The organism is Streptomyces apocyni, from assembly GCF_009739465.1.
Taxonomy (GTDB): Bacteria; Actinomycetota; Actinomycetes; order Streptomycetales; family Streptomycetaceae; genus Streptomyces; species Streptomyces apocyni.
Genome location: NZ_WHOM01000067.1, coordinates 352,643 through 377,291, shown reverse-complemented (window position 1 = coordinate 377,291; position 24,649 = coordinate 352,643). Strand labels below are relative to the sequence as shown.

The window sequence follows — 24,649 nt, the reverse complement described above, 5'->3', positions numbered from 1 at the left end:
GACCATGCCCACCACTGCACCCGCAGCATCCGCAGCACTCGCCGCGCCCGCGTTCGCCGACGCCACCGCGTCGGACCGCGCGCTGCGCCGCTTCCTGCACGGACTGCCCGGCGTCGACACGGTCGGACTCGAAGCCCGCGCCGCCTCGCTAGGCACCCGTTCGATCAAGACCACGGCGAAGGCGTACGCCATCGACCTGGCCATTTCCATGATCGACCTGACCACGCTGGAAGGCGCGGACACCCCGGGCAAGGTCCGGGCGCTCGGCGCCAAGGCGGTCAACCCCGACCCCACCGACCGTACGACCCCGAGAACGGCCGCCGTCTGCGTCTATCCGGACATGGTGGCCGCCGCCAAGGAGGCCGTCGCCGGTTCCGGCGTCAAGGTCGCCTCCGTGGCCACCGCCTTCCCGGCGGGCCGCGCCGCGCTCGACATCAAGCTGGCGGACGTACGGGACGCCGTCGCGGCCGGTGCCGACGAGATCGACATGGTCATCGACCGTGGCGCCTTCCTCTCCGGCCGGTACCTCAAGGTGTACGAGGAGATCGTCGCCGTGAAGGAGGCCTGCGGCGAGGCCCGGCTGAAGGTCATCTTCGAGACCGGCGAGCTGTCGACGTACGACAACATCCGCCGCGCCAGCTGGATCGGCATGCTCGGCGGCGCCGACTTCATCAAGACCTCGACCGGCAAGGTCGGCGTGAACGCCACTCCGGCGAACACCCTGCTGATGCTGGAGGCCGTACGCGACTTCCGCGCCCAGACGGGTATCCAGATCGGTGTGAAGCCCGCTGGCGGCATCCGCACCACCAAGGACGCGATCAAGTTCCTGGTGCTCGTGAACGAGACCGCGGGCGCGGACTGGCTGGACAACCACTGGTTCCGCTTCGGGGCGTCCTCGCTCCTGAACGACCTGCTCATGCAGCGTCAGAAGCTGAGCACCGGCCGTTACTCCGGCCCTGACTACGTGACGGTGGACTGATCACCATGGCATCCCAGACACCACAGGCCGCGGCACAGGCAGCAGCCCAGGCCTTCGACTACGCGCCCGCGCCCGAGTCCCGCTCCGTCGTCGACATCGCCCCCTCCTACGGGCTCTTCATCGACGGCGAGTTCAGCGACGCCGCCGACGGCAAGGTCTTCAAGACCGTCTCGCCCGCCACCGAAGAGGTTCTCTCCGAGGTCGCGCAGGCTGGCGCCGACGACGTCGAGCGCGCCGTGAAGGCCGCCCGTAAGGCCTTCGAGATGTGGTCCGCGCTGCCGGGCGCCGAGCGCGCCAAGTACCTCTTCCGGATCGCCCGGATCATCCAGGAGCGCTCGCGCGAGCTGGCCGTCCTGGAGACCCTCGACAACGGCAAGCCGATCAAGGAGACCCGCGACGCGGACCTCCCCCTGGTCGCCGCGCACTTCTTCTACTACGCGGGCTGGGCCGACAAGCTGGACCACGCTGGCTACGGGGCGGCCCCACGGCCGCTCGGCGTCGCGGGCCAGGTCATTCCCTGGAACTTCCCGCTGCTGATGCTCGCCTGGAAGATCGCGCCAGCGCTCGCCACCGGCAACACGGTCGTCCTGAAGCCCGCCGAGACGACCCCGCTCTCCGCGCTCTTCTTCGCCGACATCTGCCGCCAGGCCGGACTGCCCAAGGGCGTCGTCAACATCCTCACCGGCTACGGCGACAGCGGCGCCGCGCTCGTCGCGCACCCGGACGTCAACAAGGTCGCCTTCACCGGCTCGACCGCCGTCGGCAAGCAGATCGCCCGCACGGTCGCGGGCACCGACAAGAAGCTCACACTCGAACTGGGCGGCAAGGGCGCCAACATCGTCTTCGACGACGCCCCGATCGACCAGGCCGTCGAGGGAATCGTCAGCGGCATCTTCTTCAACCAGGGCCAGGTCTGCTGCGCGGGCTCGCGGCTGCTGGTCCAGGAGTCGATCCAGGACGAGCTGCTCGACTCGCTGAAGCGGCGGCTCTCCACGCTGCGCCTCGGCGACCCGCTCGACAAGAACACCGACATCGGCGCCATCAACTCCGCCGAGCAGCTGGCCCGGATCACGGCCCTGACCGAGACCGGTGAGGCCGAGGGCGCCGAGCGCTGGTCGGCGCCGTGCGAACTGCCCTCCGCTGGCTACTGGTTCGCGCCGACGCTCTTCACGAACGTCACCCAGGCGCACACCATCGCGCGGGACGAGATCTTCGGCCCGGTGCTGTCGGTGCTGTCCTTCCGTACGCCCGACGAGGCGGTCGCGAAGGCCAACAACAGCCAGTACGGCCTGTCGGCGGGCATCTGGACGGAGAAGGGTTCCCGCATCCTCTCGGTGGCCAGCAAGCTCCGCGCCGGGATCGTCTGGGCCAACACATTCAACAAGTTCGACCCGACCTCGCCGTTCGGCGGCTACAAGGAGTCGGGCTTCGGCCGCGAGGGCGGTCGGCATGGCCTGGAGGCGTACCTCGCCCCGTCGAGCCCGAAGGGTGAGCGCAAATGAGCACAGTTGATTCCTCTTCCTCGCGACTGAGCGTCCTCAAGACCTACAAGCTGTACGTCGGGGGCAAGTTCCCCCGCTCCGAAAGCGGCCGGGTGTACGAAGTGAGCGACTCAAAGAACAAGTGGCTCGCCAACGCGCCGCTCTCCTCCCGCAAGGACGCGCGCGACGCCGTCGTGGCCGCGCGCAAGGCCTTCGGCGGCTGGTCGGGGGCGACCGCGTACAACCGCGGCCAGGTGCTCTACCGCGTCGCGGAGATGCTGGAGGGCCGCCGGGACCAGTTCGTGCGCGAGGTGGCCGACGCCGAGGGTCTGTCGAAGTCCAAGGCCGCGGCGGTCGTGGACGCGGCGGTCGACCGCTGGGTCTGGTACGCGGGCTGGACCGACAAGATCGCCCAGGTGGTCGGCGGTGCCAACCCGGTGGCTGGACCGTTCTTCAACCTCTCCACGCCCGAGCCGACCGGTGTCGTCACCGTCGTCGCGCCACAGGAGTCGTCGTTCCTGGGGCTGGTCTCGGTGCTCGCCCCGGTCATCGCGACCGGTAACACCGCCGTCGTCATCGCCTCCGAGCAGGCACCGCTCCCGGCGCTGTCACTCGGCGAGGTGCTGGCCACGTCCGATGTGCCCGGCGGCGTCGTCAACATCCTGTCCGGCCGTACGGCGGAGCTCGCGGCCCCGCTGGCCGCGCACCAGGACGTCAACGCGATCGATCTGACGGGCGTGACGGACGACGCACTGGCGAAGGAGCTGGAGATCGCGGCCGCGGACAACCTCAAGCGCGTCCTCCGTCCACAGCCTGTGGATTTCGCCGCCGACCCGGGCACTCACCGCCTGACGGCGTTCCTGGAGACCAAGACGGTCTGGCACCCGACGGGGTCGCTGGGCGCGTCGGGCTCGGCGTACTGACCGGCTGACGGGCTGACCGGCTGACCACGTACTGGCCGGACGCCCAAAGACCAGCCCCGCCTTCCTCCGTCCAGGAAGGCGGGGCTCCTGTCATTCCGGGGCACCCCGGCCGCACCCGGTCGCACCCGGCCGGGCCCCTGGCGTCACCCAGGCAGCACGCCCAGCACGTCGCCCGTCACCGGCAGGCTGCCCAGGGACCCGCCGTCGGTCAGCGGCCCCGTCGCGGCGGCCGTGGAGACCGGCTGGAAGTCGGCCACCTGGGTGCCCGCGGCGTTGTCCAGCGGGTCGACGCCCGTGTTCGCCAGGGGGTCCAGCTGGAGGTTCTTCGCCGGGGCCAGGGCGCTGGCCGCCGTGTCCGTGACGGTCTTGGTCAGCGGCTGGTCCGGGCTGGTGGAGACGATGCCGTCGAGCGGCTCCGCGTTCGCCGCGCCGCCGCCCACGCCGAGCGCCGCGCCCGCGGCCGCCAGGGTCAGTCCCGTACGCAACAGGGCGCGGGCCTGCCTCCCGGGCGCCGCGTGCCGTGCCGTGCGTCCTGCCGCCTGCCCCGCTGCCTGCCCTGCTGCCTGTCGTGCCATGGGTGCGCCACCTATCCGACTCTGATCCGAACCTGCCCTGCGGTAACCGAGTGCGCACGGATAGTAGTTGTCGTGTGACGCTGGTTTCAAAGGCTGTCCCCCGGGGTCGCCCATGCGGCCGAATGCCTCACACTGGTGTCCCGTGAGCTCCCATCCCTCGATACCGACCCGGGTCGTGCTGCTGACCGGCCCGTCCGGCTCCGGAAAGTCGTCACTCGCCGCCCGTTCCGGGCTGCCCGTGCTCTGCCTCGACGACTTCTACAAGGAGGGCGACGACCCCTCCTTGCCCCTGGTCAGCGGCAGTACGGACATCGACTGGGACTCCCCGGCGGCCTGGGACGCGAACGCCGCGGTCACCGCGATCGAGGAGCTGTGCCGCACGGGCCGCACCCGGGTGCCGGTGTACGACATCGCCACCAGCGCGCGGACCGGTACCGAGGTGCTCGACATCGAACGCACGCCGCTGTTCGTCGCGGAGGGGATCTTCGCCGCGGACATCGTGGGGCGCTGCCGCGAACTGGGCGTCCTGGCCGACGCCCTGTGCCTGCGGGGCCGCGCCAGCACCACCTTCCGGCGGCGGCTGCTGCGGGACCTCAAGGAGGGGCGCAAGTCAGTGCCGTTCCTGCTCCGCCGCGGCTGGCGGCTGATGCGCGCCGAACGCGCCATCGTCAGCCGCCAGGCGGCACTCGGCGCACACCCGTGCGGCAAGGCCGAGGCCCTGGGCCGCCTCGCCGCGGCGGCGGCGGGCCGCTGTGTAAAGGCCCGCGCCTCAACGCCGTAACCCACCCACACCACATCACCGCAGGCACCACAGCACCGCACCCAGCGCACCTAGCGCACCCACCGCACGCGACAGCGGGACCGTAGGCCCCCAGCCTCCGATCCCGCTGTGCGTTTTCCCCTTAATCCCCCGTGGGGCCCCCACAGGGGACCTGTGGTCCCCCGTTTCCCCACTCCCCCCGATCCCCCAGTCCCCCCACTCCGCCGCCTCCCCCGAAGCGACGCCCCCCTGCTCCCCGTTCCCCCAGCCTTCGGCGTGTTACGCGACCAGCTCGCCGAAGGACTCCTCAAGGTCGCGGCCGAGGCTGAGCGCCTCGTCCTCGCGCAGGCGGCGCAGTGACCGCCAGATGCTCGACTTGACCGTACCGACGCTGATGTCGAGGATGTCCGCGATCTCAGGGTCGGTACGGCCCTCGTAGTAGCGCAGCACCAGCATGGTGCGCTGCAGCTCAGGCAGCCGGGCCAGGGCCTGCCAGAGGACCGCGCGCAGCTCGGTGCCGCGCATCGCGTCCGTGTCGCCCACCGTCTCCGGGAGCTCCTCGGTCGGGTACTCGTTGAGCTTGCGCCGCCGCCAGGCGCTGATGTGCAGGTTAGTCATCGTCCGGCGCAGATAGCCGCCGACGGCCGCCTTGTCGCTGATCCGGTCCCAGGCCCGGTAGGTCGAGAACAGCGCGCTCTGCAGCAGGTCCTCGGCCTCGAACCGGTCGCCGGTCAGGTGGTAGGCGGTGGCGTACAGCGAGGCGCGGCGCTCCTGGACGTAGGCGGTGAAGGCGGCTGCGGCCTCCGTCGCCTGGTCCTGGACCTGGGCCTTACGCTCCCCCGTCGCGGCGGCGCCCCCGTCGCCCGCCACGGCCTGACGTGCGTCAACCACCTTCAGGTACGTGGTGTGCTGACGCCCGGTGCCGCGAGCGCACCCCCGCCCGCTCACAGCACCGGACTTCTCATTCCGCTCATTCCGATCACCCCGTACGACGTCGTGCAGACGCGTGACAACTGCGCTTGAGCTGGTGCGGTGCTGCAGCGTGTTCATCTCGCGCCCCCCGTCGTGGAGTCTGTGTGCGGCTTCGAGAAAAAGACTCTCGCCGCGACTTCATGACGGTGTCCGTCGACTGTCACAGACCTGTCACAAGGTCTCCTTGCCTGGGTGGGAATGATGGGAGCGCTCCAACTGTCGATACCGCACCGCACCATGGGTCAGAATGACCCCTGTGCCTTCCCTGTTGCTGATCGAGGACGATGACGCCATCCGCACGGCCCTGGAGCTGTCGCTGACGCGCCAGGGGCATCGTGTTGCCACCGCCGCCACCGGCGAGGATGGTCTGAAGCTGCTGCGCGAGCAACGGCCCGACCTGATCGTGCTGGATGTGATGCTGCCCGGTATCGACGGTTTTGAGGTGTGTCGTCGCATTCGGCGCACCGACCAGCTGCCGATCATCCTGCTGACCGCGCGTAACGACGACATCGACGTGGTGGTCGGCCTGGAGTCCGGCGCCGACGACTACGTGGTGAAGCCGGTGCAGGGGCGGGTGCTCGACGCCCGTATCCGCGCGGTGCTGCGGCGCGGCGAGCGGGAGGCCAACGACTCGGCGGTCTTCGGCAGCCTGGTCATCGACCGTTCCGCGATGACGGTCACCAAGGATGGCGAGGACCTCCAGCTGACGCCCACCGAGCTGCGGCTGCTGCTTGAGCTGAGCCGCAGGCCGGGGCAGGCGCTCTCCCGCCAGCAGCTGCTGCGGCTGGTCTGGGAGCACGACTACCTCGGGGACTCCCGTCTGGTGGACGCCTGTGTGCAGCGGCTGCGCGCGAAGGTGGAGGACGTACCGTCCTCGCCCACGCTGATCCGTACGGTGCGCGGGGTCGGCTACCGATTGGACAGCCCTCAGTGACACGGGCGGAGACTCAGGCGGAGTCACGGGCGCGGACACCGGCGGACGACGTCGAGGACGGCGACGGCGGCGGCGCGCGGCGCGGGCCACGTAGGACGGTGCTCGCCCGGCTGCGGTTCACCAGCCTGCGGCTGCGGCTGGTCGTGGTGTTCGGCCTGGTGGCGCTGACCGCCGCGGTCTCCGCCTCGGGTATCGCGTACTGGCTCAATCGCGAGGCCGTGCTGACCCGCACGCAGGACGCGGCGCTGAACGACTTCAAAGAAGAGATGCAGAACCGCGCGGCGTCGCTTCCGAAGGACCCGACGAAGGACGAACTGCGGCGTGCCGCCGTCCAGATGTCGCTCGGCAGCCAGCGCTACAGCGTGCTGCTGATCGCCAGAGACGCGGACGGCAAGACGGTGGTCGGCAACTCCGACCTGGACACCTTCACCCGGGACGACGTCCCGAAGTCCCTCCGGGACACGGTGAACAAGCGGCAGCCCGTCGGCGGCGGCAACAAGGACGAGTACCACGTCTTCTGGCAGCGGATCGTCACCGACGGCACGCCCTATCTGGTGGGCGGGGCGCGGGTGATCGGGGACGGCGGGCCGACCGGGTACATGCTCAAGTCCCTGGAGGCGGAGGAGCAGGACCTCAGTTCGCTGGGCTGGTCGCTGGGGATCGCCACCGCGCTGGCACTGGTCGGCGCGGCGCTGCTGGCGCAGGCCGCGGCGACGACGGTGCTCAAGCCGGTGCACCGGCTGGGGGTCGCCGCGCGGCGGCTCGGCGAGGGCGAGCTGCACACCCGGCTGCGGGTCTCGGGCACCGACGAACTGGCCGAGCTGTCCCGTACGTTCAACAGCACGGCGGCCGCGCTGGAGAAGAAGGTCGCGGACATGAGCGCGCGGGAGGAGTCCAGTCGGCGGTTCGTCGCGGACATGTCGCACGAGCTGCGGACGCCGCTGACCGCGATCACGGCGGTGACGGAGGTCCTGGAGGAGGAAGAGGACAGCCTCGACCCGATGATCGCTCCGGCGGTACGTCTGGTGGTCAGCGAGACGCGACGGCTGAACGACCTGGTGGAGAACCTGATGGAGGTCACCCGCTTTGACGCGGGCACCGCGCGGCTGGTCCTGGACGACGTGGACATCGCGGACCAGATCACCGCGTGTATCGACGCCCGTGCCTGGCTGGACGCGGTCGACCTGGACGCGGAGCGCGGGATCATGGCGCGGCTCGATCCGCGGCGCCTCGACGTCATCCTGGCGAACCTGATCGGCAACGCGCTCAAGCACGGCGGATCTCCGGTGCGGGTGTCCGTACGGGAGACCCGTTCCGCGGCACGAGGAGCGGAGCTGACCATCGAGGTGCGCGACAACGGCCCGGGTATTCCGCAGGACGTACTGCCGCATGTCTTCGACCGTTTCTACAAGGCGAGCGCGTCCCGGCCGAGGTCTGAGGGCAGCGGGCTCGGGCTGTCCATCGCGCTGGAGAACGCGCATATCCACGGCGGTGAGATCACCGCCGCCAACTCGCCCGCGGGGGGCGCGGTGTTCACCCTGCGGCTGCCACAGGACCCGTCGGACGGGGAGGCGGACGGCGAGGACGGCTGCGACCGTGCGGGTCGCGAGGGTCGCGAGGGCGGCGGCGGGGGCTTCAGGGGGCGCCCCGGTGACCGCGTCGATGTCGATGTCGACACTGACGCCGATACCGCGGGCGGTACCACTGGCGGTACCGCTCACGACAGCACTCACGACAGCGCTCACGACGCCGCGACCAGGGGGGCCGACCGATGAGCCGGTGGCGCGTGCGGCGGGCGGGTGCGGTACTCGCGGGCTGTGGGGTCCTGCTGCTCGCCGGGTGCGGGATCAGGGCGACGGAGGTGCCGACCGACTTCGGGCCCGCGCCCTCGCGGGTGGCGTGTGTGACCACGGCGCAGGGCGTCGAGGCGCGCGCGGCGGGGGGCACGCTGGCGCAGGTCTTCCTGGTGTGTGGTTCGCAGCTGGTGGCGGTGGACCGGACGGTGGAGCTCCCCCAGGCCCCGGACGGGGACGCGGGAGCGGGTGAGAACGAACGCGTACCGGTGGCGCAGGCGCTGCTCGACGCGTTGCGGCAGCCGACATCCGAGGAGGAGGCGCAGGCGGGTTTCGCCACGGACCTGCGCGCTCGGGCGACCGTCACGGGCCCGCGCGAGGGCGACCCGAAGACCGCGCTCCGGCTGAGCACACCACCCGAAGGGCTCTCCCCGTTCGCCCTGGCCCAGGTCGTCTGCACCTTCGCGCACAGCGCGGTGGCGAGCGGCGAGGACACCGTGATCCTGGGCGGCCGTGGCTCCGACCCCCTCCGCAGCTACGCGTGCACGGACGCGCTCCGCGCCCGCCCCGGCACGGTGCCCGTACCGACGGAGACAGTCGGCGGTTAGGGCTGCCCGCCGGACAGGCCCTAACGCTTGTCTCCACAGCCGCGCCAGGGCGCGTGGTGGGCGGAGATGGAGCGCGTGGGGGCACGCGGAACCGATCCTGGCCGTGCTGGCGTCTTGGGGGACGTGCAGCGTCATGGCTCGCGCGGCGGCAACGTCGCCACTCGCTTCCGTGCGGCAGGAGTGCTCCTCCTGGCCGTACACCTTCTGCTCGTCGGCTGGCTCACCCTGCGTCCCCTGGACGTGCCGTGGATGAGCGCCGCCAATTTGCAGCCCCTGGCCGGGATCAAGGCCGACCTCGCCCTGGGACCCGAGGCGGCCGTGCGCAGTCTGGGCCGGGAACTGCTGCTGCTCGCCCCGCTCGGGGTGCTGCTTCCGATGGTCGGCGGGCGGCTTCAGGTGTCGCCGCTGGCGTCGCTGACCCGTACGGTCGCCGCCGGTGCGCTGCTGTCGCTGGGTATCGCGCTGGCGCAGACCGGGGTGCCGGGCCAGGTCGTCGATGTGGACTCGCTGTTCCTGAACACCGTGGGCGTCGCACTGGCCCATCTCGCCGTGGTGCCAGCCGCCAGGGCCCGGCTGCGTCGTCGCGTACGTGTGGGTCATCGCGTGCGTGATCGCGTGGGTGATCGTGTGCGTGGCGGGGTCGGTGAGGTCGGGATGCGGCGGCTGTCCGTGCCGCCGCGGGACGAGGCCGCTTCTCAGGGGTCGACCCCGACGATTCCCAGGGTCGGGATCGCCCCCTAGCGGGACGCTTTGGCCCCCTTCGCGCTCGTACGGTGGAAAACATCAGACACCGCGTGAAGGAGCGACCATGACGGCACTTGCCCGCCCCCAGAACGGACGGATGATTGGCGGAGTGTGCGCGGCGCTGGCACGGCGCTTCGGCACCTCGGCGACCACGATGCGGGTGATCTTCGTGGTGTCCTGCCTGCTGCCAGGACCACAGTTTCTGATCTACCTCGCGATGTGGATCATGATCCCGAACGAGAAGCCGGAGCCGGCCGCCGCGAGCTGGTGAACCGCCAACCGCCGCGTACACGGCGAACGGGGTGCGCACCGTGTGGTGCGCACCCCGTTCGTGTGCCGGGTGCCGGTCGCCCGTACGCCGGGTGCCGATCGGTCTACCAGGGAGGTCAGCCGAGGGGGAGACCGGTCCCGACGGGGAGACCGCCCGGCGCCACACCCTCCAGCGGGAGGCCGCCGAGCAGGCCGGTGACCGGGTCAGTGCCCTTCGCCAGCGCGTCCTGGCCGACACCCAGGGCCTCGGGGGCACCGGCCGGGAGCGTCCCAGCCGTGTCGCCGATCGGCAGTACGCCGGACACGGGGCCGAGCCCCTGCGCGACGTCCGGGATCGCCGGGGCGGCCGTTGCGGTACCGGCAGCGGCGGCGGCGAACGCGGCGCCGATCGCGGCGACACCGAGGGTCTTGGCGGCAGACTGCTTCATCTTGGATATGTCCTCTGAGCCGGGGGTCTTCGGGGATCTTTGCGCGGTCCCGCAAGCTATCCAGGCGCCGATGAGCTTCGCAACGCATACAAAACGGCCGGAAGGTTCCCCTTCCGGCCGTTCGTGTGAGGTGCGGGTGGCGGTCGACTCAGCCCAGGATCGCGGTAGAAGCGCTGGTCGAGGCGGTCTGCTGGAAAAGCCACTCGGATTTGAGCTCGGCGTAACCGGGCTTGATGACGTCATTGATCATGGCGAGACGTTCATCGAAAGGAATGAATGCTGATTTCATCGCATTGACTGTGAACCACTGCATGTCATCGAGCGTGTAGCCGAAGGCCGAGATCAGGTGTTCGAACTCCTGGCTCATGCTCGTGCCGGACATCAGGCGGTTGTCGGTGTTCACCGTGATGCGGAAGTGCAGCTTGCGCAGCAGACCCAGCGGGTGGTCGGCGTAGGAGCTCGCCGCTCCCGTCTGCAGGTTGGACGACGGGCACATCTCCAGCGGGATGCGCTTGTCGCGTACGTAGGAGGCGAGGCGGCCGAGCTGCACGGTGCCGTCGTCGGCGACCTCGATGTCGTCGATGATGCGGACGCCGTGGCCGAGGCGGTCCGCGCCGCACCACTGGAGGGCCTGCCAAATGGACGGCAGGCCGAAGGCCTCACCCGCGTGGATGGTGAAGTGGTTGTTCTCGCGCTTGAGGTACTCGAAGGCGTCCAGGTGGCGGGTGGGAGGGAAGCCCGCTTCCGCGCCCGCGATGTCGAAGCCCACGACGCCGTGGTCGCGGTAGCGGTTGGCGAGTTCGGCGATCTCCAGCGCGCGGGCGGCGTGCCGCATCGCGGTGAGCAGGGCGCCGACGCGGATGCGGTGGCCGCTGGCCTTGGCGCGGCGCTCGCCCTCGCGGAAGCCGTCGTTGACCGCCTCGACGACCTCTTCGAGAGTGAGGCCGTTCTCCAGGTGCTGCTCGGGGGCGTACCGGATCTCGGCGTAGACGACGCCGTCTTCGGCGAGGTCCTCGGCGCACTCCGCGGCTACCCGGTAGAGGGCTTCCTTGGTCTGCATGACGGCGCAGGTGTGCGAGAACGTCTCCAGGTAGCGCTCCAGGGAGCCGGAGTCGGCGGCGTCCCTGAACCAGGTGCCGAGCTTGTCGGGCTCGGTCTCGGGGAGACCCTGATAGCCCGTCTCGCGGGCGATGTCGATGATCGTCCCGGGGCGGAGGCCACCGTCAAGGTGGTCGTGCAGCAGCACCTTGGGTGCGCGGCGGATCTGGTCCGGGGTCGGGGTGGGAGCGCTCTGGCTGGCCTGGCTCCTGGTCTGGCTCGTCATTGGCGCACTCTACCGCCTACGCGCGTAGAGCGCGCCTGCGACGGCGGGGCGGCTCCGTGTCGATACCCAACAGTGACCCCGCGGCCCGGCTCCGTACATCTGGGGTTCTGAGACTCTGCTGTCATGGCGCAGCAAGCAACACCGGTACGTGATGCCCGACTTGGGCGGGTTCTGGGCGGCAGGGCGGCAGGGTCCGGGGTCAACGGGGTGGTGCTGGTGCTGCCCGGCGGCGCTGAGGTGTCGGCGCGGCGAGCGTCTTCGGTGGCCCTGGCGGGGGCGTGGGGTGTGGCGCGGCGGGTGGTACGGGGGTCGGGGGCGTGGCCCGGAGTGGGGTCGGGGTCCGCATCGGGGTCGAGGTCGGGGCCCGGGTCAGGGTCGGGGTCGGGGGCGGGGGCGGAACCCGGGTCGGGGCTGGTCGCGCATGTGGTGCGCTACCGGTGTCGTGGGTGGAACGGCCCGGAGGCGGGGCCTGCGCGGGACGCGGAGTGGGCTGTGGACGAGGTCGTACGCCGGTACGGGGACGTTCCGGTGTGCCTCGTCGGGGTCGGCATGGGCGGCCGGGCGGCGCTGCACGCGGCAGGACACCCCGCCGTGCACTCCGTGGTGGCGCTGGCGCCCTGGCTTCCGGGCGGCGCGAGCGATGCGGGCGGCGCGAGCGATGCGGGCGACGAGGGCGCGTCGGCGCGGGAGCCCGTGGCGGAGCCGGTGGGGCAGTTGCGTGGACGGCGGGTGCTGATCGTGCACGGGACGGTTGACACGCGGAGCGATCCGGAGCTGTCCTTCCGGCTGGCGGAGCGAGCGAAGAAGGTCAACGGCGAGGTGTGCCGGTTCGAGGTGCACACGGACGGACACCGGCTGCGTCAGCACCGGGACGAGGTGCTGGCGCTGGTGACCGACTTCGTACAGGGGTCGCTGTACGAGCGGGGCTTCTCGCGGCCCGTCGCCGACGCGCTCGCGGCGCCACCGCCGCTGGGGCTGCGGATGCCGTTGGCGGCGGGGTTCGGGCGGGCGTTGCGCAGGTAGCGCCGGACAGGCCCTACGGGAGGAGGGAGCCCGCGGGGGCGGCGATCGTGCCCTTGCGGGTGAGCAGGAAGCGCTTGAAGGCCGCTACGGGTGGGGTGTCGGGATGGCCCGCCAGCCAGGCGACGCCGATCTCGCGCACCGCCCGCGGCGCCGTCACCGCGAGTTCGACCACCCCGGGCCGGGCGAACGCCGGAGGGGGCAGCAGCGCCACCCCGAGCCCCGCCGCGACCAGCCCGCGCAGGGTCTCCGCGTCCTCGCCCTCGAAGGCGACCCGTGGGCGGAACCCGGCCTCGGCGCACAGCGCGTCGGCGATGCGGCGCAGCCCGTAAGGGGGTTCGAGGGTGACGAACGCTTCGTCGGCGGCCTCGGCGAGCCGGATGCGCTTGCGCGTGGCCAGCCGGTGGTCGGCGGGGACGACCAGGTTCAGGCGCTGCTCGGCCAGCCGTCGGGCGACCAGGTCCGGGGCGTCGGGGACCGGCGAGGTCAGGCAGAGGTCGAGTTCGCCGGTGCGGAGGCGTTCGATCATCCACTCGCCGTAGTTCTGGACGAGGCTGAAGCGCACCCGGGGGTGGTCCACACGAAAGGCCCGGATGAGTTCGGGGACCGCTTCGGAGCCCATGGTGTGCAGGAAGCCGAAGGCGACCTTCCCGGTGGCGGGGTCCGCGTCCGCGCGTACGTCGTCAGCGGAGCGGTCGATCTCGCCGAGTGACCGCTCGACGGAGGCCAGGAAGGTGCGGCCCGCCGCCGTGAGCGACAGGGTGCGGCCGCGGCGGGCGAACAGGTCGACGCCGAGGTCCTGTTCGAGCCTGGCCAGGGCGCGGGAGAGCGTGGACTGCGGGATGCCCAGCTGCTGCGCGGCGCGCGTGACGTGTTCGGTACGGGCCACGGCGGCGAAGTACGCGAGGCGGGGGGCGAGGAGGGCGGACCAGGAGTCGGGACTCAGGTCGCTCAGGTCGCTGGGGTCGCTGGGGTCGCTGGGGTCGCTGGGATAGTTTTTCGCCTCAACAAAAGGGGGTCGTGTGGGGCGTGTGCTGCGGTCATGCGCCATGGGATTGATTATGGCCTGTTTATGCATTGGACGCATGAACTGCACCTCCTTAGATTCAAAGCATGCCTCCTGCCAGTAGCAGGGCGTTCGCAAGGCACGCGGACGCCCCTGCCTCCGATTCCTCTGCTCCCTTTGACTCTCGCCTGGCACCGGGCGGGGCCGGTTACCTCCGGATGAACCTCGCGCTGTTCGCCGCGGGGCTCGCCACCTTCGCGGTGCTGTACTCCACGCAGGCGCTACTGCCCCTGATCTCCGCCGAGTTCGCCGTCACGGCCGACACCGCGAGCTGGACGGTCTCCGCCGCCACGGGGGCGCTCGCGCTGTGCGTCCTGCCGCTGAGCGCGCTCTCCGAGCGGTTCGGGCGGCGGACGCTGATGACGGTTTCGCTGGCGGTCGCCGTGGTGGTCGGGCTGCTCATCCCGTTCGCGCCCAGCCTGGGCTGGCTGGTGGGCCTGCGGGCGGTGCAGGGTGCGGCGCTGGCGGGGCTGCCCGCGTCGGCGATGGCGTATCTGGCCGAGGAGGTACGGCCCAAGGCGCTGGTCGCGGCGATCGGACTCTTCGTCGCGGGCAACAGCATCGGCGGGATGAGCGGCCGGGTGCTGACCGGCTGGGTCGCGCAGGCCTGGGGGTGGCGGGCGGGGCTCGCCGCCGTGGGTCTGATGGCGCTGGTGTGCGCGGTCCTGTTCCGCGTCCTGCTGCCCCGGCCCCAGCACTTCACGGCCGGTTCGCTGCGGCCCCGGGAGCTGGCACGGACCGTACGCGGGCACCTGGCCAATCCGCTGCTGTGCCGTCTGTACGTCATCGGGGCGCTGTTCATGGTGGTCTTCGGCGCCGTCTACACGGTGATCGGATACCGGCTCGTCGACGAGCCGTTCTCGCTGCCGCAGGGAATCGTCGGCTCGATCTTCCTGATCTACCTGGTCGGTACGGTGTCATCGGCCGCGGCCGGACAGCTGGTCGCGCGGATCGGGCGGCGCGGGGCGCTGTATCTGGCGGTGGGTACGACGACCGCCGGGCTGCTGCTGTCGCTCGCCGATGTGCTGGCCCTGGTGCTGGCGGGGCTGGTGCTGATCACCGCCGGGTTCTTCGCCGGGCATACGGTCGCGTCCTCCGCGGTGAGCCGGACGGCCGAGGTGGGGCGGGCGCAGGCGTCGGCTCTCTATCAGTCGGCGTACTACCTGGGCAGCAGCGTGGGCGGCATACTCGGCGCGGTCGCCTTCCACACCCTGGGCTGGCAGGGCACGGTGCTGCTGGGCCTGGTGGCGGTGCTCGGGGTGGTGTCGGTGACGCTGTACGGCACCCATGCGGCACGGGTGGAGCGCGCGCACGCGGCACGGGCGCGGGCGCGGGCCGGTCAGCGGCCGGTGCTGGCCTCGCACGCGTAATCCCGCTAGAGAAGGTGCATGCGGGTTCCTGAGCGGTTGTCGGTGGCGGTCGAGCTGCTGGGTGTGCGGGCGGACGAGCGGATTCTGGAGGTCGGCTGCGGGCGTGGGGTCGCCGCCGCGCTGATCTGTGAGCGGCTCACGGGCGGGGACGGGCAGCTGGTGGCTATCGACCGGTCGGCCGCCGCGATCGCCGCCGCCCGGGCGCGCAACGCGGCGGTGGTGGACGCCGGACGGGCCGAGTTCCGGCAGCTGGCGCTGGCCGATGTGGACCCGGCGTCGCTGGGGACGTACGACAAGATCCTGGCCAGTGACGTCAACCTCTTCTGGACCGGGCCCGCGACGCGGGAGGTGGCTGCCATCGGCCGGCTCCTGGAGCCGGACGGGCAGGTGCTGCTGTGCTTCGCGCCGCCTCGCGGGCGGGCCGTCGGTCCGCTGGAGTCGGCGGTGCTCGGGCGGCTCCGGGACGGCGGATTCCGGGCCACGGCGGTGCGGCGGCCCCTGGGTGAGGGCGGGACGCTGCTCGCGGTGCGCGCCAGGCATAGGGCTTCCGCCGCTGGTGGGACGGGCCGCTGAGTTCTTCGGGCGCCATTGTCAGTGGGGTGCGGTAGCTTCCGAGGTGTTGGTTTCGGAGGCTCGGCAGGGGTGTGGACCGATGAGTGACAGCGCGACGAAAACCGATCTGGACGCGGGCCTGGAGAAGCACAGGACCGAGCTGACGGGGTACTGCTACCGCATGCTCGGCTCCGGCTTCGAGGCCGAGGACGCGGTGCAGGACACCTTCGTCCGCGCGTGGCGGGCGTACGACCGCTTCGAAGGGCGCTCGTCCCTGCGTTCCTGGCTGTACCGCATCGCCACCAACGTCTGCCTGGACATGCTGAACGCGGGCAACAAGCGCGCCCGGCCGATGGACCTGACCGCAGCGCAGCCGGTCGCCGCCGCGGTGCTCAGTGAGCGCTCCGAGATCACCTGGCTGGAGCCGGTGCCGGACGGCCGGGTGCTGCCGTCCACCGCCGACCCGGCGGAGACGGCGGTGGCGCGCGAGTCGGTGCGGCTCGCCTTTGTGGCGGCGCTACAGCATCTGCCCGCCAAGCAGCGTGCGGTGCTCATCCTGCGCGAGGTGCTGGCCTGGAAGGCCAGCGAGGTCGCCGAGCTGCTCGACACCTCGGTCGCCTCGGTCAACAGCGCCTTGCAACGGGCGCGGGCCACCATCGGCGAGCGGGAGATGCGCGAGACGGACCTCGCCGACCCGCTGGACGAGGATCAGAAGAAACTCCTCGACCGCTATGTCGCGGCCTTCGAGGGCTACGACATGGACGCCCTGACCTCGCTGCTGCACGAGGACGCCGTACTGTCCATGCCGCCCTACGACCTGTGGCTCACGGGGTACGACAACATCACCGGCTGGATGCTCGGCCATGGCGCGGTCTGCCGCGGCTCCCTGCTGGTCCCGACGGTGGCGAACGGCACGCCGGCCTTCGGCCAGTACCACCCGACCGAGACACCCGGGCGGTACGAGCCGTGGGCGCTCCAGGTCGTCGAGATGTCAGGGGGAAGGATCGTCGAGATCACCAACTTCCTGGACACCGACCGCTGGTTCCCGATGTTCGACCTCCCCCAGCACCTCGACAAGTCCCACTAGGAGCAGCAACTCGCAGAGCCGGGTGCTGGGGTCGCGGACGCGCATCCTCGCCCCGGCCGTGCGGGTGGTGATCCGTAGCCGGGCGAGGGCGTCCACGGCGGCCAGGTTGGGTTCGGAGACGGCCGCGGCGTCGCAGATGAGTTCGTCGGCGCCGGAGTGCTCCAGTGCCGCTCTCACCCGCTCGCACAGCAGGGGCACCTCGGCCGGGGAGACGCGGGGGCCGAGGGCGACGACGATTGGTTGGGTAGCTGTCACACAGGGGTGACCCGTGGGCGGGGCGGAACTCATCGCCCCGCCCACGGGTCACCGACCGGATCAGGCGATGCGGTCCAGGACGATCGGGTTCGGGGTGAAGCCGTTCGCGCCCTGCGTGTCGATGTCGTACGCGCCCTGGAGGGACTTGATCGCGTACTCGAACCGCTCCGGGGTGTCCGTGTGCAGGGTGAGCAGCGGCTGGCCCTCGGTGACCCGCTCGCCCGGCTTGGCATGCAGCTCGACACCGGCGCCCGCCTGGACCGGGTCCTCCTTGCGGGCCCGGCCCGCGCCGAGCCGCCAGGCGGCGACGCCGACGTCGTAGGCGTCGAGGCGGGTGAGGGTGCCGGAGGCGGGGGCGGTGATGACGTGCTGCTCACGGGCCGTGGGCAGGGTGGCGTCCGGGTCACCGCCCTGGGCGGCGATCATGCGACGCCAGACGTCCATCGCGGAGCCGTCGGCGAGGGCCTTGGCCGGGTCGGCGTCCTTGATCCCGGCCGCGTCCAGCATCTCGCGGGCGAGGGCGAGGGTGAGCTCGACGACGTCCGCCGGGCCGCCGCCCGCCAGGACCTCGACGGACTCGCGCACCTCAAGGGCGTTGCCCGCCGTCAGGCCGAGCGGCGTGGCCATGTCGGTGAGCAGGGCCACGGTCTTCACGCCGTGGTCCGTGCCGAGACCGACCATCGTGGAGGCCAGTTCGCGGGCGTCGTCGATGTTCTTCATGAAGGCGCCGGAGCCGACCTTCACGTCCAGCACCAGGGAGCCCGTACCCTCGGCGATCTTCTTCGACATGATGGACGAGGCGATCAGCGGGATCGCCTCGACCGTGCCGGTGACGTCGCGCAGCGCGTACAGCTTCTTGTCGGCGGGGGCCAGGCCGTCGCCCGCCGCGCAGATCACCGCGCCGGTGGTGTCCAGTACGTCCAGCATCTCGGCGTTGGACAGCAGGGCGCGCCAGCCGGGGATGGACTCCAGCTTGTCCAGGGTGCCGCCGGTGTGGCCGAGCCCCCGGCCGCTGAGCTGCGGCACGGCGGCGCCGCAGGCGGCGACGAGGGGGGCGAGCGGGAGGGTGATCTTGTCGCCCACGCCTCCGGTGGAGTGCTTGTCGGCGGTGGGGCGGGTGAGAGCGCTGAAGTTCATCCGCTCGCCGGAGTTGATCATCGCGGCGGTCCAGCGGGCGATCTCCGCGCGGGTCATTCCGTTCAGGAGGATCGCCATGGCCAGGGCCGACATCTGTTCGTCGGCGACCTCGCCGCGGGTGTAGGCGTCGATGACCCAGTCGATCTGGTCATCGCTGAGTACGCCTCGGTCCCGCTTGGTGCGGATGACGGAGATGACGTCCATGGGGTTGGGTCCCTTCCAGGGGAGTGGGTGGGGTGCGCGTCAGAGATATGTCCCCCACCCCGCCCCTTCCCGAAAGGCCTCGCCGGCCGGGCTCAAAGATGGCCTCAAACGCCGGCCGGGCTGGATTGCGGAATCTTTAGCCCGTCCGGCGTTTGAGGACCGGGGTCTGGGGCGGAGCCCCGGTTACGGGAAGGGGCGGGGTAGGGGAGAAGGAAGCGTGGCGCGGCTACGCCAGGTGCTCCGGGCCGAACGCGTCGGGGAGGAGTTCCGACAGCGGGCGGACGCCGCTCGCGGTGTCGACCAACAGGGTGGGGCCGCCGAACTCGTACAGCAGCTGGCGGCAGCGGCCGCACGGCATCAGGATCCCGCCGCTGCCGTCCACGCAGGTGAAGTGGGTGAGGCGGCCGCCCCCCGAGAGCTGGAGCGCGGAGACCAGGCCGCACTCCGCGCACAGGCCAAGCCCGTACGAGGCGTTCTCGACGTTGCAGCCGGTGACGGTGCGGCCGTCGTCCACCACGGCCGCCGCGCCGACCGGGAAGCCCGAGTACGGGGCGTACGCGCGGGACATGGCGTCGCGCGCCGCATCGCGCAGGGCTTCCCAGTCGACGTCGGCGTCCGTCACTTGCCTTGCCCCTTCCGGTACGGCTTGCCGTTCGCCTTCGGCATCCGCAGGTTCTGCGCCGCCAGGGCCAGGACCAGCAGGGTCGCGATATACGGGGCCGCGCCGATGAACTGCCTGGGCACCTCGTCCACCGTCAGATACGTCAGTACACCGGCGAGCGCGGCCAGCGCGGCCAGCCCGGACTGGAGGTACTTCTTCCGCGTGAACTGCCACACCGCGACGACCGCCAGCAGGATGCCGAGCAGCAGGAACATCGCCATGACGTTCTCCGCGCCGCGCTCCTTGAGCGAGCCGGTGAAGCCGAAGAGCAGGGCGCCCATCGCGACACCCACCGGCCGCCAGTTACCGAAGATCATCGCGGCCAGGCCGATGTAGCCGAGGCCGACGGTCTGGCCCTCGCGGTAGAAGGGGGCGGCCACCTCGGAGAGGAAGACGCCGCCGAGGCCCGCGAGCGCGCCGGAGATCAGCACGGCGACGTACTTGTAGAGGTAGACGTTGACGCCGAGGGACTCGGCCGCGATCGGGTTCTCGCCGCAGGACCGCAGGCGCAGGCCGAAGGCGGAGCGCCACAGGATGAAGTACGTCGCGACCAGCAGCACGATCGCGAGGACCGACAGCCAGGACAGCCGGGTGGTCAGCGCGCCGAGGAAGCCCGCCAGGTCGGAGATCAGGAACCAGTGTTTGCCGTTGAGTGAGACCAGCCAGTCGGACAGGCCTGGCACGGTCAGCGAGCCGAGCGGGTCGACCTGTGGGGACTGGGTGGTGCTGCCGCCCTCTTCCGCGCCGAAGGTCAGCTTGGACAGGAAGCGGGTCGCGCCGAGCGCCAGGATGTTGATGGCGACACCGGAGACGATGTGGTTCACGCCGAAGGTGACGGTGGCGATGGCGTGCAGCAGCGCGCCGAGCGCGCCGCCCAGCAGGCCCACGACGACGCCGGTCCACGGGCCCCACTGGTAGCCGGCCCAGGCGCCGAACCAGGTACCGAAGATCATCATGCCTTCGAGACCGAGGTTGATCACACCGGCGCGCTCGGACCACAGACCGCCGAGACCGGCGAGCAGGATCGGGACGGCGACGGAGATCGCGGCGGCCACCTGGCCGACGGAGGTGATGTCGTTGGTGCCGGTGAGGGTGCGGACGAGCGAGAAGAGGACCAGGCCGCCGAGGACGTAGTAGAGCGTGCGGTGCCAGTCGAAGCCCGACTTGCGGCGGGCGTGCCCGGCTTCGGGCTGGCCGAGAGCGGATGCCGTGGCGGCCATCAGAGCGCCACCTCCTCGTTCTTCTTCGCAGCGGCGGCCAGCTCGGCCCCGACCTTCTGCTGCTGGCGCTTCAGGCCCCAGCGCTGCACGGACTCGTACGCGATGACGACGGCGAGGACGATGATGCCCTGCATGATCACGGAGATCTCGGACTCGTAGCCGTTGTCGTCGAGGGTGGTGGACGCCTTGTCGAGGAAGGCCCACAGGAGCGCGCCGAAGGCCATGCCCAGCGGGTGGTTACGGCCGAGCAGCGCGATGGCGATGCCGGTGAAGCCGTAACCGGCCGGGAAGTCGGACATGAAGGTGTGGGACTCGCCGAGCAGGACGGGCATGCCGATCAGGCCCGCGAGGGCGCCGGAGGCGAGCATCGCGATGACGACCATCTTGCGGCCGCTGACACCGGAGGCGAGGGCCGCGGACTCCGAGGCACCGGCGGCGCGCAGGTCGAAGCCGAAGCGGGTGCGATTGAGCATCACCCAGTAGCCGACGCCGCACAGCACCGCGATGACCAGGAAGCCGTAGATCTCGTAGTCGCCGTACGGAATGCCGGGGAACCAGGCGGACTCGGGGAGTTCACCGGTGTTGATGGCGTTGGAGCCCTCGGGCTGGTGGCCGAAGACGTCCCGCTGGATCAGGTAGCCGATGATCGCGGCGGCGATGGCGTTGAGCATGATCGTGGCGATCACCTCGCTGACACCGCGGGTGACCTTGAGCAGTGCCGCGATGCCCGCCCAGAGCGCACCGACCACCATGGCCGTGACGATGACCGCGATCATCTTCAGGACACCGGGGGCCGGGAGGTTGAAGCCGACGATGCCGCCGATGCACGCGCCGAGGCGGTACTGCCCCTCGACGCCGATGTTGAAGAGGTTCATGCGGAAGCCGATGGCGACCGCGAGCGCCGCGAAGTAGTACGTGACGGTCTGGTTGATGACCAGGACCTGCACATCGGGCCACTCGGCGACGTAGTTCACCATCAGCGAGTACGGCTCGAACGGGTTCTTGCCGGTGGCGAGCAGGATGACCGACGTCAGGGCGACGGCCACGGCGAGGGCGAGCACCGGCGCGGCGGTCGCCAGGATCACCCGCTCCTTGAGGAGCTCCCGCTTCAGCTCCTTGGGGGTCTGCTGTGTCATCGGTCCTCTCCCCCGGTCTGCGCGGAGTTCTGGTCGGCGATGTTCCCGGGCGGGGAGTCCTCGGGATGCTCCAGGTGGCCGGAGGCGGCACCGGTCATGGCAGAACCCAGCTCCTGCGGGGTGATGGTGGCGGGGTCGGCGTCGGCGACCAGACGGCCGTCGAAGATGACCCGCAGGGTGTCGGACAGGCCGATCAGCTCGTCCAGGTCGGCGGAGATCAGCAGCACGGCAAGGCCTTCGTGCCGTGCCTGGCGGATCGCGTCCCAGATCTGGGCCTGCGCGCCGACGTCCACACCCCGGGTGGGGTGGGCGGCGATCAGGAAGCGCGGGGTGTGGCTCATCTCGCGGCCGACGATCAGCTTCTGCTGGTTACCGCCGGAGAGCGAGGCCGCGGTGACCTCGATGCCGGGGGTGCGGACGTCGTACTCCTCGACGATCCGCTCCGTGTCGGCCTTGGCGCCCTTGGGGTCGAGCCAGAAACCTTTGGAGTTGGGTGCTTCGGTGACGTGGCCGAGGATGCGGTTCTCCCAGAGGGGGGCCTCCAGGAGCAGGCCGTGCCGGTGGCGGTCCTCGGGGATGTAGCCGACGCCCTGCTCGCGGCGCTTGCGCGTCGGCCAGGCGGTGACGTCCTCGCCGTCCAGCGTGATGGTGCCGGAGTCGGCGTGCTTCATGCCGATCAGGGTCTCGATCAGCTCGGTCTGGCCGTTGCCCTCGACGCCCGCGATACCGAGGACCTCGCCCGCGCGGATGGCGAAGGTGAGGTGGTCGAGGAGCGGCTTGCGGCCCTCGGCGCCCAGGGTGAGGCCCTTGACGTCCAGGACGACGCGGTCGGTGACCGTGGACTCGGTGGTCTCCGGGACCGGCAGCTCACTGCCGACCATCAGCTCGGCGAGGGCACGCGGGGTCGTCTCGGACGGGATGGCCGTGCCGACCGTGGTGCCGCGCCGGATGACCGTGATGTCGTCGGCGACGCTCAGCACCTCGCCCAGCTTGTGCGAGATGAAGATGACCGCCAGGCCCTCGGCCTTGAGTTCGCGCAGGTTGGTGAAGAGCGCGTCGACCTCCTGCGGGACCAGCACGGCGGTCGGCTCGTCGAGGATCAGGGTGCGGGCGCCGCGGTAGAGGACCTTGAGGATCTCCACGCGCTGGCGGTCGGCGACGCCGAGGTGCTCGACGAGGGCGTCGGGGTTGACCCCGAGACCGTAGGCCTTGGAGATCTCCAGGATCTTCTTGCGGGCCCTGGAGCCGATGCCGTACAGCTTCTCGCCGCCGAGGACGACGTTCTCCAGGACGGTGAGATTGTCGGCGAGCATGAAGTGCTGGTGCACCATGCCGATGCCGCGGGCGATCGCGTCACCGGGGCTGCTGAAGGAGACCTGCTCGCCGTCGATGGTGATGGTGCCCTCGTCCGGCTTCTGCATGCCGTAGAGGATCTTCATCAGCGTCGACTTGCCGGCCCCGTTCTCACCGACCAGAGCGTGGACGCTGCTCCTGCGGACGGTGATGTCGATGTCGTGGTTGGCCACGACGCCGGGGAATCGCTTGGTGATGCCGCGGAGCTCGACGGCCGCGGTCTCGGTGGAGGCTGTGATGGCGCACTCCCTCGGGGCGGAGGAAAGGAGGTGACGGAGGAGGTGGTGGTGCGGGTGAGGCGGTGGTGCGGGTGAGGCGGTGCCGTTCAGGACTCGTACGGGCCTCACTGCGGGAACCGCCGGGGGGACCGTATCCTGTCATGCACATGCTACGCGCGTAGAGTTAACGAGAAAAGGCGCGAACACCCTCCAGGGGATCAAGTCCCCTGGAGGGTCGGCCCGCTGAGCCCTGGGAGCTGCTCCCTGAGCCCTCGGGCTACTTCTCGCTGAGCCCTGGGACTACTTCTTGGGCTGGGTCGCGACCTTGATCTCGCCGTCGGCGATCTTCTTCTTCGCCTCGTCGACCGCGGCGATGGTCTCCGTCATCTTGACGAACTCCGGGTTCGACTTGGAGTAGCCGACGCCGTCCTGGGCCAGGTCGGCGGAGACGATGCCGGACTGCGGCTTACCGTCCTGGACCGACTTGACGAAGTCGTACACCGAGCCTTCGACGTTCTTGAGCATCGAGGTCAGGATGACCTCCTTGACGCCCGAGAGTGCCGGGATCTTGTACTGGTCCGAGTCGACACCGAGGCCCCAGGCGTCGCCCTTGGTCTTGATCGCCTCGAAGGCACCGCCGCCGGAGCCACCGGCCGCCGGGTAGATGACGTCGGCCTTCTTGGAGAGCATGCCGCTGGCGATGCGCTTACCACCGGCCGGGTCCGCGAAGCCCTTGAAGTCGGGCATCTGCGTGATGTACTCGGTCAGCACCGTGACATCGGAGTTGGTGTCCGCGACGCCCTGCTTGAAGCCGGCCTCGAACTTCTTGATCAGCGGAGTGTCCACACCGCCGATGAAGCCGACCGTGTCGGTCTTGGTGGTCTTGGCGGCGACCACGCCCATCAGGTACGAACCCTGCTCCTCGGTGAAGACCAGGTTCGCGACGTTCTTGGTCTGCAGCGACGAGTCGTCGACGACCGCGAAGCTCGTCTTCGGGAACTTCTTGGCCACCTCGTCGATGGACTTGGCGTACGCGAAGCCGACACCGATGACCGGGTTGTAGCCCTGGCGCGCCATCTCGGTCAGGCGCTGCACCTTGTCAGCGTCGGACTCGCCATCCTTCGGCTCCTTCTCGGTGCCGCCGATGTCGAATTCCTTCTTCGCCTTGTCAAAGCCCGCGGCGGCCGCGTCGTTGAACGACTGGTCACCACGGCCGCCGACGTCGTAGGCGAGGCCGATGCCCTTCCCGTTCGAGTTCGAGCTGCTGCTGGACTTGTCACCACTGTCGTTGCCACACGCGGTGGCAGCGAAGGCAAGAGCAGTGGTGGCTACACCACTGACGACGATCTTGGTCACCCGGCGCACGATGGGTCCCCTTCACTCAAGGAAGCGCCCCGACCGGGGCTGACTTACCGGGAGCTTAACGCGCGTAGATGTCGCGTAAAGAGGGGTTCAGAGCCTGTTATCCAATCGAAGCGTTTCGGACAGGTGCCAGTTGGCTTCGGAGAGGTAAAACCGCAGGTCACCATTTGTTCCGGGCGGGAACAAGCGGGGGCGACAGCGCGCCCACGCCGCGCCG

The 24,649-nt window shown here is 70.5% G+C and carries 25 protein-coding genes; 13 read left to right on the top strand and 12 right to left on the bottom strand.

Translation table 11 applies throughout. The features are described 5' to 3' along the window. Positions 1–4: 4 nt before the first annotated feature. Genes deoC through GCN81_RS23795 form a run of 3 tightly spaced genes read left to right on the top strand, consistent with a single transcriptional unit; the run spans position 5 to position 3,383 of the window. A complete protein-coding gene (deoC, locus tag GCN81_RS23805; protein WP_156723231.1) occupies positions 5–979 on the top strand; it encodes a deoxyribose-phosphate aldolase in 975 nt (324 codons plus the stop codon). Between the two features lie 5 nt (positions 980–984). Further along, on the top strand, positions 985–2,481 hold the full coding sequence (locus GCN81_RS23800) for an aldehyde dehydrogenase family protein (protein WP_156723229.1): 1,497 nt from the start codon (positions 985–987) through the stop codon (positions 2,479–2,481). Next, positions 2,478–3,383, top strand: a complete 906-nt coding sequence (locus GCN81_RS23795; RefSeq protein ID WP_156723227.1) for an aldehyde dehydrogenase family protein — start codon at positions 2,478–2,480, stop codon at positions 3,381–3,383. The genes GCN81_RS23800 and GCN81_RS23795 overlap by 4 nt, the downstream gene beginning before the upstream one ends. Before the next feature lie 143 nt (positions 3,384–3,526). On the opposite strand, the gene GCN81_RS23790 is transcribed toward GCN81_RS23795, so the two are convergent. Beyond that, positions 3,527–3,958 (bottom strand): hypothetical protein, encoded by a 432-nt coding sequence (locus GCN81_RS23790; RefSeq protein WP_156723225.1) that lies wholly within the window; start codon positions 3,956–3,958, stop codon positions 3,527–3,529. A gap of 112 nt (positions 3,959–4,070) precedes the next feature. On the opposite strand from GCN81_RS23790, the gene GCN81_RS23785 reads away from it, so the two are divergent. Beyond that, entirely contained in the window at positions 4,071–4,739 is a 669-nt protein-coding gene (locus GCN81_RS23785) for a uridine kinase family protein (protein WP_156723223.1), read from the top strand. A gap of 258 nt (positions 4,740–4,997) precedes the next feature. Here the strand turns inward: GCN81_RS23785 and GCN81_RS23780 are convergent, their stop codons facing one another. Further along, positions 4,998–5,768: a SigE family RNA polymerase sigma factor gene (locus GCN81_RS23780; protein WP_156723221.1), complete on the bottom strand. Its 771-nt coding sequence runs from the start codon at positions 5,766–5,768 to the stop codon at positions 4,998–5,000. A gap of 178 nt (positions 5,769–5,946) precedes the next feature. On the opposite strand from GCN81_RS23780, the gene afsQ1 reads away from it, so the two are divergent. The 5 genes from afsQ1 to GCN81_RS23755 all read left to right on the top strand — a co-directional run bounded on the left by afsQ1 (position 5,947) and on the right by GCN81_RS23755 (position 10,040). Continuing rightward, positions 5,947–6,624, top strand: coding sequence for a two-component system response regulator AfsQ1 (afsQ1, locus tag GCN81_RS23775; protein WP_197287538.1), 678 nt, complete (start codon positions 5,947–5,949; stop codon positions 6,622–6,624). Then, positions 6,621–8,399 (top strand): ATP-binding protein, encoded by a 1,779-nt coding sequence (locus tag GCN81_RS23770; protein WP_197287527.1) that lies wholly within the window; start codon positions 6,621–6,623, stop codon positions 8,397–8,399. Before afsQ1 ends, GCN81_RS23770 begins: the two co-directional genes overlap by 4 nt. Further along, positions 8,396–9,025, top strand: coding sequence for a hypothetical protein (locus GCN81_RS23765; RefSeq protein ID WP_156723215.1), 630 nt, complete (start codon positions 8,396–8,398; stop codon positions 9,023–9,025). Before GCN81_RS23770 ends, GCN81_RS23765 begins: the two co-directional genes overlap by 4 nt. 123 nt (positions 9,026–9,148) lie before the next feature. Then, positions 9,149–9,766 carry a VanZ family protein gene (locus GCN81_RS23760; protein WP_156723214.1) on the top strand — a complete coding sequence of 206 codons (618 nt, stop codon included), beginning with the start codon at positions 9,149–9,151 and terminating at the stop codon, positions 9,764–9,766. 67 nt (positions 9,767–9,833) lie between these two features. Then, positions 9,834–10,040 (top strand): PspC domain-containing protein, encoded by a 207-nt coding sequence (locus tag GCN81_RS23755; protein WP_156723212.1) that lies wholly within the window; start codon positions 9,834–9,836, stop codon positions 10,038–10,040. A 115-nt stretch (positions 10,041–10,155) separates the two neighbouring features. Here the strand turns inward: GCN81_RS23755 and GCN81_RS23750 are convergent, their stop codons facing one another. Further along, positions 10,156–10,467, bottom strand: coding sequence for an ATP-binding protein (locus GCN81_RS23750; RefSeq protein ID WP_156723210.1), 312 nt, complete (start codon positions 10,465–10,467; stop codon positions 10,156–10,158). Between the two features lie 148 nt (positions 10,468–10,615). Beyond that, the gene (locus tag GCN81_RS23745) at positions 10,616–11,791 is read right to left on the bottom strand and encodes an adenosine deaminase (protein WP_156723208.1); all 1,176 of its coding nucleotides are present in this window, start codon (positions 11,789–11,791) and stop codon (positions 10,616–10,618) included. A 123-nt stretch (positions 11,792–11,914) separates the two neighbouring features. Between GCN81_RS23745 and GCN81_RS23740 the strand changes: the two genes are divergently transcribed. Beyond that, the gene (locus GCN81_RS23740) at positions 11,915–12,814 is read left to right on the top strand and encodes an alpha/beta hydrolase family protein (RefSeq protein ID WP_156723207.1); all 900 of its coding nucleotides are present in this window, start codon (positions 11,915–11,917) and stop codon (positions 12,812–12,814) included. A gap of 13 nt (positions 12,815–12,827) precedes the next feature. Here the strand turns inward: GCN81_RS23740 and GCN81_RS23735 are convergent, their stop codons facing one another. Further along, complete coding sequence (locus tag GCN81_RS23735) at positions 12,828–13,862, bottom strand: LysR family transcriptional regulator (protein ID WP_156723205.1); 1,035 nt, start codon at positions 13,860–13,862, stop codon at positions 12,828–12,830. A gap of 62 nt (positions 13,863–13,924) precedes the next feature. On the opposite strand from GCN81_RS23735, the gene GCN81_RS23730 reads away from it, so the two are divergent. The 3 genes from GCN81_RS23730 to GCN81_RS23720 all read left to right on the top strand — a co-directional run bounded on the left by GCN81_RS23730 (position 13,925) and on the right by GCN81_RS23720 (position 16,886). After that, on the top strand, positions 13,925–15,247 hold the full coding sequence (locus GCN81_RS23730) for an MFS transporter (protein ID WP_156723203.1): 1,323 nt from the start codon (positions 13,925–13,927) through the stop codon (positions 15,245–15,247). 18 nt (positions 15,248–15,265) lie between these two features. Continuing rightward, entirely contained in the window at positions 15,266–15,820 is a 555-nt protein-coding gene (locus GCN81_RS23725; RefSeq protein ID WP_156723201.1) for a methyltransferase domain-containing protein, read from the top strand. A 79-nt stretch (positions 15,821–15,899) separates the two neighbouring features. Then, positions 15,900–16,886 (top strand): sigma-70 family RNA polymerase sigma factor, encoded by a 987-nt coding sequence (locus GCN81_RS23720; protein WP_156723199.1) that lies wholly within the window; start codon positions 15,900–15,902, stop codon positions 16,884–16,886. Here GCN81_RS23720 and GCN81_RS23715 read toward each other — a convergent pair. The 7 genes from GCN81_RS23715 to GCN81_RS23685 form a co-directional block, all read right to left on the bottom strand. After that, a complete protein-coding gene (locus tag GCN81_RS23715; protein ID WP_231626495.1) occupies positions 16,791–17,141 on the bottom strand; it encodes an STAS domain-containing protein in 351 nt (116 codons plus the stop codon). The genes GCN81_RS23720 and GCN81_RS23715 overlap by 96 nt on opposite strands. A 60-nt stretch (positions 17,142–17,201) precedes the next feature. After that, positions 17,202–18,482 carry a thymidine phosphorylase gene (locus tag GCN81_RS23710; protein WP_156723196.1) on the bottom strand — a complete coding sequence of 427 codons (1,281 nt, stop codon included), beginning with the start codon at positions 18,480–18,482 and terminating at the stop codon, positions 17,202–17,204. 226 nt (positions 18,483–18,708) lie between these two features. Next, complete coding sequence (locus tag GCN81_RS23705; protein ID WP_156723194.1) at positions 18,709–19,104, bottom strand: cytidine deaminase; 396 nt, start codon at positions 19,102–19,104, stop codon at positions 18,709–18,711. After that, entirely contained in the window at positions 19,101–20,363 is a 1,263-nt protein-coding gene (locus GCN81_RS23700) for an ABC transporter permease (protein WP_156723192.1), read from the bottom strand. The genes GCN81_RS23705 and GCN81_RS23700 overlap by 4 nt, the downstream gene beginning before the upstream one ends. Continuing rightward, a complete protein-coding gene (locus GCN81_RS23695; protein WP_156723190.1) occupies positions 20,363–21,499 on the bottom strand; it encodes an ABC transporter permease in 1,137 nt (378 codons plus the stop codon). The genes GCN81_RS23700 and GCN81_RS23695 overlap by 1 nt, the downstream gene beginning before the upstream one ends. Next, positions 21,496–23,091, bottom strand: a complete 1,596-nt coding sequence (locus tag GCN81_RS23690; protein ID WP_156723429.1) for an ABC transporter ATP-binding protein — start codon at positions 23,089–23,091, stop codon at positions 21,496–21,498. The genes GCN81_RS23695 and GCN81_RS23690 overlap by 4 nt, the downstream gene beginning before the upstream one ends. Before the next feature lie 279 nt (positions 23,092–23,370). Beyond that, positions 23,371–24,435 (bottom strand): BMP family lipoprotein, encoded by a 1,065-nt coding sequence (locus tag GCN81_RS23685; RefSeq protein WP_156723188.1) that lies wholly within the window; start codon positions 24,433–24,435, stop codon positions 23,371–23,373. Positions 24,436–24,649 lie beyond the last annotated feature (214 nt).